Below are 12,470 nucleotides of genomic sequence, written 5' to 3'. Positions count from 1 at the left end.
GCGCCAGGCATTCCGAATCGAATGTGTGTACTACCCTACCCGGGGTGTCGTATTGGCACAAGCGTTCGACGAGCTAGGTCCGGGCGTCGCCGCCACCACCGGACTGGGGGAGGATCACGGCCCGGTCATCGGTGGGCACTGGTGATGCACCATCCTTGTTGGTGGTGCCCGCCAGCAGGACGCCCTCGCCGACGACGGACAACCCGGTCAGCCGCCCGTACCGGCCCTCGGCCAGCGCCTCGGGCTGACCACGAGCCGCGCCGCCGGCGGTCTGGAGGGTGTCGACCCGCTCGGCGTCCGGGAGGGCGATGGCGAGCGTGCCCTCGGATGCGGCGCACCCACCGGCGGAACGCTGGTCCGGCCACGTCCACACCGTGCGATCCGGTGTCCGGATCGCCGCACCGCGGTCGGTGACCGTGGAGAGGAAGAGATCCTCGCCGAGAGGACACAACGCCTGGATGCGCCCGAGGTCGCGTCCGATCACCTCAGGGTCCTCCGCGCGGCCGATCCCGGTGAACGTCGGGAACCGGACGACCTCGGAGCCGGCGCCGACGGTCAGGATGTCGTCGACGAACGCGAGGCCACCGCTGTCCGCGGGTGCGAGCTCCGCGACCGTGCGGGGGGCGTCGCCGCGCGCCAGTCGTTCGACCCGGGTGGGTCCGTCGCCGACGACGAGGAGATACACCAACCGGTCCTGGGCGAAATCCGGGGACGGCGCGACCGCGGCCACCCGACCGGACCGGGGATCCACTCTGCCGAACTGCTCGGGGTCCGCATCGGCGGAGACGATCTTCACCCCGCCCGTGGACTCGGCGACCAGCGCTCGCTCACCGAGCCCGGCCACCGCGACGGCCGGCTCGAGGCAGGTCGCGATGACGGCGGGGTCGGGATCGACGCAGGGGCCCGTCTCGGCCGGGGGCTCCGGCTCCCCGGGGCGCGACGTCGGGGGAGGGGTCGGTGCGCCGGGAGGGCTCGGCGGAGCGGCACCCATCCCCGGCCCGGCCGCGGGCGTGAACGGGTCCTCGAGGCGGTCGTCGAACCTCGCGCAACCGGACACGGCGACGGCCAGTGCCAGCAGCAGCGGGAGCGATCTCATGCCGACCAGACTACGGCGCGCCGTGTCCTTCAGCGTCCGCGCACCGGCATCGGCCTACAGTCGATCCGTGACTTCCTCAAAGCGCGGAGACGACGACGCCCGTACCGAGATCATCCACGACGTCGATTACCCGCTCGACGTCCCCAACGCCCAGGGCGCGGGCGCCGGTTCGCGGGGCGGCCCGGGGGACGGCGCGACCACCGCGTTCCCCGCGGCCGGGCGCACCGACTACTCGCAGTTCGCCGAGTCCGGGGGGTACGACGTGTCCTCGCCCCTGCCCTTCGGTGACCAGCCCACCACCATCGCGCCCGCGTCGCGGGACACGATCGGCCGCCGGGGAACGGCCGACTTCGGGCTGTTCGTCCTGAGACTGGCCGTGGGCGTCCTCCTCGCGATGCGGGGACTGCAGAAGCTCGTCGGACTGTTCGGCGGGCCCGGGATCGACGGGTTCACGCAGACTCTCACCGACTCCGGATTCGACCAGGCCCGCATCCTGGCGATCGCCGGCGGCGCCGTCGAACTGGTGGCGGGCGTCATGCTCGTGGTGGGACTCGCCACCCCGGTGGCGGCGGCCGGTCTGCTGGGGCTCATCGGACTGGGGATAGCGATCCGACTGACCGGGACCGACCCCATCCCCGTGCTGAGTGACACCACCCGCGGACTCGAGGTGTCGATCCTCTACGCCGCGGCGCTGGTGACCCTCCTCTTCTCCGGACCGGGACGATGGTCCGCCGACCGCAAGTGGGCATGGTCCCACCGTCCCCGCTTCAGCGGCGTCGTGTGGGTGATCGTCGTGGCGGTCATCGCCGGTCTGGTGTGGTACTTCCTCAACGGCACCAATCCGCTGACCTCCTCAGCCGACAGCGCCCCGGTCACCGCGGGCTGAGAGCCCGGGAGCCGGGGCGCGCGGCCCTGACCAGGCGCGTCAGTCGGGCAGGATGCGCACGGCACCCTTGTCCGCCGAGGACGCCATCGAGGCGTACGCGCGGAGAGCGGTGGACACTTTCCGATCACGCTTGACCGGTCGCCACGGGAGAGGGCCCCTCTCGGCGCGGCGGCGGGACAGCTCGTCGTCGTCGACATCCACCGAGATGGACCGCGTGGCGACATCGATGGTCACGATGTCTCCGTCACGCACCAGGCCGATCGGGCCGCCCGAGGCGGCCTCCGGGGCGATGTGACCGATGGACAGCCCGGACGACCCGCCCGAGAAGCGGCCGTCGGTGATGAGCGCGCATTTCGTTCCGAGGCCGGCGCCCTTGATGAACGCCGTGGGGTGCAGCATCTCCTGCATCCCCGGACCGCCGGCCGGGCCCTCGAAGAGCACCACCAGCACCTCGCCGACCTGCAGCGTCTTGTCCAGGATGACCGAGACGGCCTCCTCCTGGGACTCGACCACCCTGGCCGGACCGGAGAAGTGGAAACTGTCCTCGGACACGCCGGCGGTCTTGAAGACGGACCCGTCCGGCGCGATGTTCCCGCGCAGGACCGCGAGCCCGCCCTCCGCGGTCGCCGGGTGCTCGACCGAGTGGATACAGCCGTTCTCGGCGTCCGTGTCGAGCGACTCCCAGCGGTTGTCGGTCGAGAACGGCTCGATCGTCCGCACCCCGCCCGGGGCCGCGTGGAACAACTCGATCGCCTTCTCGGTCGCGGTGCCGCTGCGGATGTCCCAGTCCGCGACGTGCTGCTCGAGCGACGGGGAGTGGACCGAGTGGACGTCCGTCTCCAGCAGGCCCCCGCGGTACAGCTCGCCCAGGATCGCGGGGATGCCGCCGGCCCGGTGGACGTGCTCCATGTAGTAGTCCGAGTTGGGCGCGACCTTGGCCAGGCAGGGGATCCGGCGGGAGATCTGCTCGATGTCGCTCAGGTCGAAGTCGACCTCGCCCTCCTGCGCGGCGGCGAGGATGTGGAGCACGGTGTTTGTGGAGCCGCCCATCGCGACATCCAGCGCCATGGCGTTGGTGAACGCCGACCTGGTGGCGACCGAACGGGGGAGCACCGAGGAGTCCTCGTCCCGGTAGTAGCGGGTGCACAGGTCGACGATGACCCGGCCGGCCTCGGCGAACAGTTCACGCCGCGCACTGTGGGTGGCGAGGGTCGAACCGTTGCCGGGCAGCGACAGCCCCAGCGCCTCGGTGAGGCAGTTCATCGAGTTGGCGGTGAACATCCCGGAGCAAGACCCGCACGTCGGGCAGGCCGAGCGCTCGATGGCGTCCAGGCCCTCGTCGTCGACGGCGGAGTTCGCGGACGCGGAGATCGCCGTGATGAGGTCCGAGCCCGCCTTGACCACGCCGTCGACGACGACGGAGAACCCCGACTCCATCGGCCCGCCGGAGACGAACACGGTGGGGATGTTCAACCGCATCGCGGCGTTGAGCATGCCCGGGGTGATCTTGTCGCAGTTCGAGATGCACACCAGGGCGTCCGCAGTGTGGGCGTTGACCATGTACTCCACCGAGTCCGCGATGATCTCCCGGCTGGGCAGCGAGTAGAGCATGCCCGCGTGGCCCATCGCGATCCCGTCGTCCACCGCGATGGTGTGGAACTCCCGGGCCACGCCGCCCGACGCCGCGATCTGCTCGGCGACGATCTCCCCGACGTTCTTCAGGTGGACGTGGCCCGGCACGAACTGGGTGTACGAGTTCGCGATCGCGATGATCGGCTTACCGAAGTCCGAGTCCGTCATGCCGGTCGCGCGCCAGAGGGCACGCGCCCCCGCGGCGTTGCGTCCGGCGGTACTGGTTCGTGACCTCAGGGGCGGCATGGGACCTCGCTCCGACTCGATGGGGAGGGCGCATTCCGGGAGTCGTGCCGTACGGGGCCGCAGTGTGCGCGCGCCCCGCAGCGACACCCGATCGCGCCGTGACCACCACACAATACGCCCCGATGTGGGTCTACTCTTCTCACGGTCGGCCATCCGGCCGGCCTCGACGTGACGCGAATGGGGATGGACATGACCGACTCCGGTCACACGGGTGGGCTACGTGAGTTCCTCTCGCACTCGGCGGGGGCGGTGGCCCTGGTCTGTGGACTGTTCTTCCTCCTGTCGTTCATGTACCTGGGGGGCACCGCGGATCCGCAGTCCCACGCGAGGTACATCCCCGTGGCGGTGGTGGACGAGGACGTCGCCGCGACCCTGGAGACCCCGATCGGTCCGCGTGGTCTCGACATGGGGTCGCGGATCACCGCGGGGCTGCTTCAGAACAACGACTGGGGGAGGGTCCGGCTGCACGTGGTGGATCCGGAGGCCGCCGAGGAGGGCCTCCGGGACGGCACGTACTTCGGTGCGGTCCGTATCCCACCCGAACTGAGCGGGCGGGTGGCCGGGCTCGTCGAGGCCGCGGCGACGGAGGCGGGCGACACGGCGGGGCCACCCGAACGCGCCCGCATCTCACTCGAGTACTCGCCACGCGTGTCCATCGTCTCCGGCCAGGTCATGAACACCATGGCGGACGCGATGCAGGAATCGTTCCACGACCGGATGGGGACCGAACTGCTGTCACAGTCCCGGCTGCTGGCCGAGGCCGAGGGCAGGACCGTCGGCGCCGCGGCCGCGGTCGCCCTCTCCGATCCGGTGGCGATCGACGTCGTCGCGTGGAACCCGCTGCCGGACGGGGTGTCGAACGCGTCGCTCCCGATGTTCTACGCGCTGGTCGTGATCCTGGCGGGATTCACCGGGGCGATGATCATCTCCGCGCTCCTGGACGCCCGGCTCGGCTTCATCCCGCTGGAGATCGGGCCGTTGGCCCTCCACGTCCACGTGGCGCCGTTCGGGCGACTCCAGACACTGGCCCGCAAGTGGGTGGTCACCCTGATCACGGCGCCGCTCGTCTCGGGGCTCGTCCTGTGGGTGGCGGACATCATCGGTGTCACCGGGTACGACCCGTGGCACATGTTCTGGTTCTCGAACCTGGTCATCGTCGCGGTCGGGGTGTGTGCGCACACGATCATCGCTGCTGTCGGCAACGCCGGTCTGCTCGTGAACCTCGTGGTGTTCGTGGTGCTGGGCATCCCCACCTCGGGCGGCGCCACCCCGACCGAGATGCTCCCGCGGGTGTTCGTCGCCATCGGGACACTGCAGCCGATGCACCAGGCCTACCTCGGGCTGCGGTCGATCATGTTCTTCGACTCCGGGTGGGAGGCGGGTCTCGGACACGCGGTCTGGGTCCTCGGCGGCTGGGCGGTCGCAGGACTCGTCGTGGGTGTGGCGGTCACCGTCGGCTACGAGCGGATGGGTATGCGACGCCAGGCCGTGGCCGACCGGGTCCCCGCCGGCCGCGGGGTGACCGGCGGAGCGGGAGGGTCAGGCGGAGCGGGAGGGTCAGGCGGAGCGGGAGGGTCAGGCGGACTCGGGTCCGCTCGCGGCGTACGGGTCGCGGATACGGCCACGGCTGGCGCCGGACAGCCGCGGGAGGTCGTGGAACGAGACCCCGCCCATCGGGAGTGACGTGTCAGAGGTGGTCACGAGCCGGGCGAACCCACGCCTGGGGAACATCACACCCCTGACCTCATCCCACGGCACGGACCGTCGGGAGCGCCAGGACGACAGGTGGACACCGTCCTCGTCCAGTCGGGTCCAGGTCCGGGCCACCCACCAACCGAAGGCGACGGGGAGCAGCACCAGCCAGCCCAGGGCGACGGGGTAGGACGTGACGGGCCAGAGAATCGCCAGCACGAAAATGGCGATGACGACGTACGACATCGGGTTGACCCGGAAGAGGGCGTGATCGCGGGGGCTCGACTCCGGGACGGGAGCTCTGAAAGGGGCACTCATGATGCCTCCAGTCTGGCATGGCCCACATAGTGGGATCGATGTTCCACGAGTTGACGCTGCCGTCGGCCGCGGCCTAGTCTGGGCCTCGTGAACACCTGGAACGGTCTCGTACTCGGCCGGCGCGTCGGCGCCTGAGCCCTACCTGGCTTTCCGTCGACGCGCACCCTCGCCGGCCTTTCGTGGCCGACGGGGGTTTTTTGTTGCCGGGTCAGACCGCGGTCAGAGAAATCCACGATCACGGCCGACCACGAACCACGGCTCCACGACCAGCATGAAGGACAGTTGAAGTGAGCGCACCAACGGCACAGCCCGGACCCCGTCCGGGTGCAGAGCAGAAGGCCCGGTCCGCGGCCCCAGAGCGGATGACGGGGGCCCAGGCCGTCGTCCGGTCCCTCGAGGAGATCGGCACCGAGGTCGTCTTCGGCATCCCCGGCGGGGCCATCCTGCCGGTCTACGACCCGCTCTACGACTCGGCCAAGGTCCGGCACGTCCTGGTCCGGCACGAGCAGGGCGCCGGTCACGCAGCGACCGGCTACGCCCAGGCGACCGGAAGGGTCGGCGTCTGCATGGCGACCTCGGGCCCCGGCGCCACCAACCTGGTGACCCCGCTCGCGGACGCGCAGATGGACTCGGTCCCGATCGTCGCGATCACGGGTCAGGTCGGGACCGCACTCATCGGCACGGACGGTTTCCAGGAAGCCGACATCTCGGGCATCACCATGCCGATCACCAAGCACAACTTCCTCGTGTCCCACGGCGAGGACATCCCGCGGATGATCGCCGAGGCGTTCCACATCGCGCAGACCGGTCGCCCCGGCGCTGTGCTCGTGGACATCCCCAAGGACGTCCTGCAGGCCGAGATGACGTTCTCGTGGCCGCCGGAGATGAAGCTGCCCGGCTACCGGCCCGTCACCAAGCCGCACGGCAAGCAGATCCGTGAGGCCGCCCGGATGATCGGCAAGGCCAGGCGCCCGGTGCTGTATGTCGGCGGCGGCGTCATCAAGGCCGACGCCTCCGCGGAGCTCATGGCGCTCGCCGAGCTGACCGGCATCCCGGTCGTGACCACGCTCATGGCGCGCGGGGCGTTCCCGGATTCCCACCGGCTGCACTACGGCATGCCGGGGATGCACGGAACCGTCGCCGCCGTCGCGGCGCTGCAGCGGTCCGACCTGCTGGTCACCCTGGGCGCCCGGTTCGACGACCGGGTCACCGGTCGTCTCGACACCTTCGCCCCGGACGCCAAGGTCATCCACGCCGACATCGACCCGGCCGAGATCGGCAAGAACCGGGCCGTCGACGTGCCGATCGTCGGCGACATCAAGGAGGTCCTCGTCGAGCTCGTCGAGACGCTGCGCGGCGAGCGCGAATCCGGCACGCTGGGCGAGCCCGCCGTGTGGGTCGGTGAGCTGGACGAGATCCGCAGTGAGTTCCCGCTGGGCTACGGCCCGCAGTCGGACGGCTCCCTGTCTCCCGAGTACGTCATCGAGCGGCTGAGCGCCGCCGCCGGCCCGGACGCCGTGTACTGCGCGGGCGTCGGCCAGCACCAGATGTGGGCGGCCCAGTTCGTCCAGTACGAGAAGCCGCGCACGTGGCTGAACTCGGGCGGCCTGGGGACCATGGGGTACGCGGTCCCCGCGGCGATGGGTGCCAAGTTCGGCCGTCAGGACGCCGAGGTCTGGGCCATCGACGGCGACGGCTGCTTCCAGATGACGAACCAGGAGCTGGCCACCTGCGCCATCGAGGGCGCACCCATCAAGGTGGCGCTGATCAACAACGGCAACCTCGGCATGGTCCGTCAGTGGCAGACACTGTTCTACGAGGAGCGGTACTCGCAGACCGACCTGTCGACCCACTCCATGCACATCCCGGACTTCGTCAAGCTCGGCGAGGCCCTGGGCTGCGTGGCGCTGCGGTGTGAGCGCGCCGAGGACGTCGACGACGTGATCGCACAGGCCCGCGCGATCAACGACCGCCCGGTCCTCATCGACTTCATCGTGGGCAAGGACGCCCAGGTGTGGCCGATGGTCGCGGCGGGCACGTCCAACGACGAGATCATGGCGGCCCGGGACATCCGGCCGCTGTTCGACGACACCGACTCCGTGGCGGACGACGCCGCGGATATCCACGAGGCGACCGAGCGGATCGACGCCGCGGTGATCGCCGCCGAGGAGGAGGACCAGTGAGCGCTCGCTCCCACACCCTGAGCGTGCTGGTGGAGGACAAGCCTGGCGTGCTCGCGCGCGTCTCGTCGCTGTTCTCCCGGCGCGGGTTCAACATCGAGTCGCTGGCCGTGGGCCCGACCGAGACCGAAGGCCTGTCGCGCATGACCATCGTCGTGAACGTCGAGGACTTCCCGCTCGAGCAGGTGACCAAACAGCTCAACAAGCTCGTCAACGTCATCAAGATCGTCGAGCAGGATCCGGCCGGCTCGGTGGCCCGCGAGCTCACTCTCGTCAAGGTCCGCGCCGACGCCACCAACCGCGGTCAGATCGTGGAGATCGCGAGTCTGTTCCGCGCACACATCGTGGACGTCTCACCCGAGTCGCTCACTCTCGAGGCCACGGGTACCCCCGACAAGCTCGACGCGCTGCTGCGGATGCTCGACGGCTACGGGATCCGCGAGATCGTGCAGTCCGGCATGGTCGCGCTCGGACGCGGCCCCAAGTCCATCAACACCACTCGATAGTCTCGACTCCTACACAAGTCTCGACTTCACGAAACAACACGAAGGGAATCCACCATGGCAGTGGAGATGTTCTACGACGACTCGGCGGATCTGTCGCTGATCCAGGGCCGCAAGGTCGCCGTCATCGGGTACGGCTCGCAGGGGCACGCGCACTCGCTCAGCCTGCGCGACTCCGGAGTCGAGGTCGCGATCGGCCTGCGTGAGGGCTCCAAGTCCCGCGCGAAGGCCGAAGAGGCCGGCCTCAAGGTCATGACCGCCGCCGAGGCCACCAAGTGGGCCGACGTCATCATGCTGCTCGCCCCCGACACCTCGCAGGCGCAGATCTTCACCGAGGACATCGAGCCCAACCTGAACGACGGCGACGCGCTGTTCTTCGGTCACGGCCTCAACATCCACTTCGGCCTCATCAAGCCGGCGGAGAACATCACCATCGCGATGGTCGCCCCCAAGGGCCCCGGTCACCTCGTGCGTCGTCAGTTCGTCGACGGCAAGGGCGTCCCGGCGCTCATCGCCGTGGAGCAGGACCCGAAGGGCGAGGGCGAGGCGCTCGCGCTGTCCTACGCGAAGGCGATCGGTGGCACCCGCGCGGGCGTCATCAAGACCACCTTCAAGGACGAGACCGAGACCGACCTGTTCGGTGAGCAGGCCGTGCTGTGCGGCGGCACCGAAGAGCTCGTCAAGACGGGCTTCGAGGTCATGGTCGAGGCCGGCTACGAGCCGGAGCTCGCCTACTTCGAGGTGCTCCACGAGCTCAAGCTCATCGTCGATCTCATGTACGAGGGCGGCATCGCGCGCATGAACTACTCGGTGTCCGACACCGCGGAGTTCGGCGGCTACCTCTCCGGCCCGCGGGTCATCGACGCCGGCACCAAGGAGCGCATGAAGGAGATCCTGTCCGACATCCAGGACGGCACCTTCACCAAGCGCCTCGTGGCCAACGTCGAGGGCGGCAATAAGGAGCTTGAGCAGCTCCGCAAGGAGAACGCCGAGCACCCGATCGAGGTCACCGGCCAGAAGCTGCGCGACCTCATGAGCTGGGTCGACCGGCCGATCACGGAGACTGCCTGAGGGTCCTCGGGTCCGACCCGGTGAAGCCCCTGTAGGGTCCACCGGGATCGATTCCCGACTTCAGCAGGAGGACCGCCGTGCGCCACTTCAACCGAGGAGTGGGTGCGGCGGTCCTCGCCGTTTCCCTGGTGGGGACGACCGTGGCGTGTACGTCCGACCCCGGTGACGGCGGACCGAGAACCGAAGCCGCCCCGGTGGAGGGCACGCGGGTCGCCGCCGACGCCGACGGGTCCGGCGTGGAGACCACGAGACTGCTCATCGAGTCCGCCCCGGTGGTCGTGGTGGCAGCCCCGGACGCCGCCGCGCAGGCGCGCGCCGCCTCCGTCGCGGTCGGGTTGCACGCACCGATGCTCACCGCCGTCGAGGGCGGGGACGCGGCATTGGCCGACGAGGTGTCGCGACTCGGCGCCGAGCGGGTGTTGCGGGTCGGGCAGGTGGCCTTCACACCCGACGACGGCGAGGTGGTCGACGCCCCGGGAGGTCGGCCGGAGCTCGAGGAGCTGACCGGGATCACGTTCGACTCCGAGGTCGAGGTCCCGCCGGGGCGGATCGACGACGTCACCGTCCACCAGGTGCCGGGTACGCCTGCGCTGATGACGGCCGGGGAGATCACCGCTGCCGACGGCGCGGGCGCGGCCCCCGATCCGTTCGACAGCGGCGAACCCGCATGGGACGGCGAGGGCGCACCCAGCGTGCTCGTGTACGACGAGACGCCGGTCGCGGCGGTCGCGACGGCAGTGGCCGTCGGGGCGGCGGTGTCCCACCTCCGTACCCCGGACCCGCGGGTCGACGGCGGGTCCGTGGAGGCGGTGCGGGACGCCGAGGCGGTCTACGCGCTCGGGCCCGGGTGGGGCACCGAGGACGAACTCGGGGACCGGGTGGAGAAGGCGCGGACGGTTCCCGAACTGCCGGGCGGCGGACAGCTGCTGTTCCCGGGCCGGCGGTTCGTGGCCGCCTACGGGTCGCCGATCACCCCTGCCCTGGGTATCCTCGGCGAGCAGGGCCCCGAGGAGAGCGTGGCGCGGGTTCAGCAGTTGGTCGGGGAGTACCAGCCGCACTCCCCGGAACCGGTCATCCCGGCGTTCGAGATCATCGCGACGGTCGCCTCGACGTCCGCCGGACCCGACGGCAACTTCACCAACGAGTGGGACCCGCAGGAGTTCGTCCCGCTGATCGACGCCATCACCGACGCCGGCGGGTACGCGGTGATCGACCTCCAGCCCGGCATGGCCGACCTCCTCGATCAGGCGAGGATCTTCGAGGAGTTGCTCACCCGCCCGAACGTCGGACTCGCGCTCGACCCCGAGTGGAAGCTCGAGCCGGGACAACAGCCGGGCGCGCAGATCGGGTCGGTGGACGCCGAGGAGATCAACCGGGTCACCGACTGGCTGGCGGACCTGACCCGGGACAGCGGAGGGCCACAGAAGCTTCTCATCCTCCACCAGTTCAGCATGGCCATGATTGACGACCGCGACCAGATCGACACCTCCAGGCCGGAGGTGTCAATCGTCCTGCACGCCGACGGTCACGGCACCCCGGACCTGAAGATGGAGACGTGGGACGTCCTGCGCAGCGGGCTGCCGTCCGGCATCCGGATGGCGTGGAAGAACTTCTACGACGAGGACACCCCCACGTTCACGCCCGAGCAGACCATGGCGGTCGAGCCCCGGCCGTGGTTCGTGTCCTACCAGTGATTCGTGTCCTACCAGTGAGGGGGTAGCCGGCCGAGGATGCGCTCCGCCACGTGCTGCCCGGCCATGCCGTGCACGCCCGGGCCGGGAGGGGTCGAGCCGGAGGCGTGCCACACCCCGGGCACGCCGGTCGCGAACGGGTCGGCGCGCGGCACCGGGCGGGCGATGAGCCCCCGCAGGTCCACGCGTCCCGCCGCGATGTCCCCACCGGCGTTGTTGGCGTTGTGCTCGGCCATCCGGTCCGCGGGCGTGCAGTGGGCGGCCACGACCACGTCCCGCACCCCCGGCGCGACCGCCTCGAGCGCGGCGAGCACCTGCTCGGTCTGGTCACGGTCGGAGAACGCGGGCACGTGCGCGTAGGTCCACAGTGGACGTCGACCGTCCGGGGCGATTCGTCCCGGGTCGGTCACCCACGGCTGGGAGACGAGGATCATGGGCCGATCGGCGTGCCGACCGGCGGCGACCTCGCGCTCGGCGGCCGCGATGGCATGGGAATCCCCACCCAGGTGGACGGTGCCGGCGTCGGCGAGCCGGCCGTCGCGCCACGGAACCGGGCCAGACAGGACCAGGTCGACCTTCGCCGCGGCCCCGCCGACCGGCGCCTCCAGGAGTCTGCGTGCGCGGCGGGCCACGGCCGGAGAGGGCGAGGATGCCATGAGAATCTCGCCGAGGATCCGGGAGGACGTGTTGAAGACGACGTCCCGGGCGTCGAGCCGTGCCAGCGAATCCACGCCGACTCCGGTGCGGATCTCACCCCCGGCATCCCGGATCGCCTCGGCCAGTGCGGCGGTGATGGCCCCGCTGCCGCCGACCGGCAGCGTCCAGCCGAGCGGCGAGTGGAGCAACGAGCCCAGGACGAGGCCGACCCCCGTCGCGGCGGGGGAGGACAGCGGGGTGATCGCGTGGGCCGAGATCCCGGACAGCAGCGTCCGTCCGTCCGGACCGAGGGGATCGCCGACCACACCGCGGGGGTGGGCGCGGACGAACGCCGCGCCGAGCGCCGCGGTCGCCCCCAGGTGCGGGACCGAGCGCTGATCGGACAGCGCCGTGGCGACGACGTCCTCCGCCCTGCGACCCAGGGGGCCCATGAGGCTCCACCACCGGTCGGCCTCCGCGCGCGACCCCAGGCCCTCTGCGAGGGCGGCGGGGGATGGG

At 70.6% G+C, this 12,470-nt stretch carries 10 protein-coding genes; 6 read left to right on the top strand and 4 right to left on the bottom strand.

What is annotated here, in order from left to right; translation table 11 throughout:
* Positions 1 to 73 precede the first annotated feature (73 nt).
* Entirely contained in the window at positions 74 to 1,096 is a 1,023-nt protein-coding gene (locus tag J1M64_RS01865; RefSeq protein ID WP_067718261.1) for an oxidoreductase, read from the bottom strand.
* Positions 1,097 to 1,163: 67 nt separating this feature from the next.
* On the opposite strand from J1M64_RS01865, the gene J1M64_RS20125 reads away from it, so the two are divergent.
* Entirely contained in the window at positions 1,164 to 1,982 is an 819-nt protein-coding gene (locus J1M64_RS20125; RefSeq protein WP_206472354.1) for a DoxX family protein, read from the top strand.
* Positions 1,983 to 2,021: 39 nt separating this feature from the next.
* On the opposite strand, the gene ilvD is transcribed toward J1M64_RS20125, so the two are convergent.
* Positions 2,022 to 3,860 (bottom strand): dihydroxy-acid dehydratase, encoded by a 1,839-nt coding sequence (ilvD, locus tag J1M64_RS01855; protein WP_206472351.1) that lies wholly within the window; start codon positions 3,858 to 3,860, stop codon positions 2,022 to 2,024.
* A gap of 189 nt (positions 3,861 to 4,049) precedes the next feature.
* Between ilvD and J1M64_RS01850 the strand changes: the two genes are divergently transcribed.
* On the top strand, positions 4,050 to 5,543 hold the full coding sequence (locus J1M64_RS01850) for a YhgE/Pip domain-containing protein (protein ID WP_241260940.1): 1,494 nt from the start codon (positions 4,050 to 4,052) through the stop codon (positions 5,541 to 5,543).
* On the opposite strand, the gene J1M64_RS01845 is transcribed toward J1M64_RS01850, so the two are convergent.
* Positions 5,436 to 5,870, bottom strand: a complete 435-nt coding sequence (locus J1M64_RS01845; protein WP_082924013.1) for a PH domain-containing protein — start codon at positions 5,868 to 5,870, stop codon at positions 5,436 to 5,438. The genes J1M64_RS01850 and J1M64_RS01845 overlap by 108 nt on opposite strands.
* Positions 5,871 to 6,157: 287 nt before the next feature.
* On the opposite strand from J1M64_RS01845, the gene J1M64_RS01840 reads away from it, so the two are divergent.
* The 4 genes from J1M64_RS01840 to J1M64_RS01825 all read left to right on the top strand — a co-directional run bounded on the left by J1M64_RS01840 (position 6,158) and on the right by J1M64_RS01825 (position 11,318).
* Complete coding sequence (locus J1M64_RS01840; protein ID WP_082924012.1) at positions 6,158 to 8,053, top strand: acetolactate synthase large subunit; 1,896 nt, start codon at positions 6,158 to 6,160, stop codon at positions 8,051 to 8,053.
* Entirely contained in the window at positions 8,050 to 8,556 is a 507-nt protein-coding gene (gene ilvN / locus J1M64_RS01835; RefSeq protein WP_067718247.1) for an acetolactate synthase small subunit, read from the top strand. Before J1M64_RS01840 ends, ilvN begins: the two co-directional genes overlap by 4 nt.
* Positions 8,557 to 8,610: 54 nt before the next feature.
* The gene (gene ilvC, locus J1M64_RS01830) at positions 8,611 to 9,624 is read left to right on the top strand and encodes a ketol-acid reductoisomerase (protein ID WP_069388416.1); all 1,014 of its coding nucleotides are present in this window, start codon (positions 8,611 to 8,613) and stop codon (positions 9,622 to 9,624) included.
* A 77-nt stretch (positions 9,625 to 9,701) separates the two neighbouring features.
* Positions 9,702 to 11,318 carry a hypothetical protein gene (locus J1M64_RS01825; RefSeq protein WP_163375924.1) on the top strand — a complete coding sequence of 539 codons (1,617 nt, stop codon included), beginning with the start codon at positions 9,702 to 9,704 and terminating at the stop codon, positions 11,316 to 11,318.
* Between the two features lie 8 nt (positions 11,319 to 11,326).
* Here J1M64_RS01825 and J1M64_RS01820 read toward each other — a convergent pair.
* Positions 11,327 to 12,470 (bottom strand): NAD(P)/FAD-dependent oxidoreductase (locus J1M64_RS01820; protein ID WP_241260939.1); only part of this gene is annotated, 1,144 nt, incomplete at its 5' end.

Origin of the sequence: Dietzia sp. KRD202 (assembly GCF_017168155.1) — a bacterium.
GTDB lineage: Bacteria > Actinomycetota > Actinomycetes > Mycobacteriales > Mycobacteriaceae > Dietzia > Dietzia kunjamensis.
This window is presented reverse-complemented; position numbering and strand designations above follow the sequence as displayed.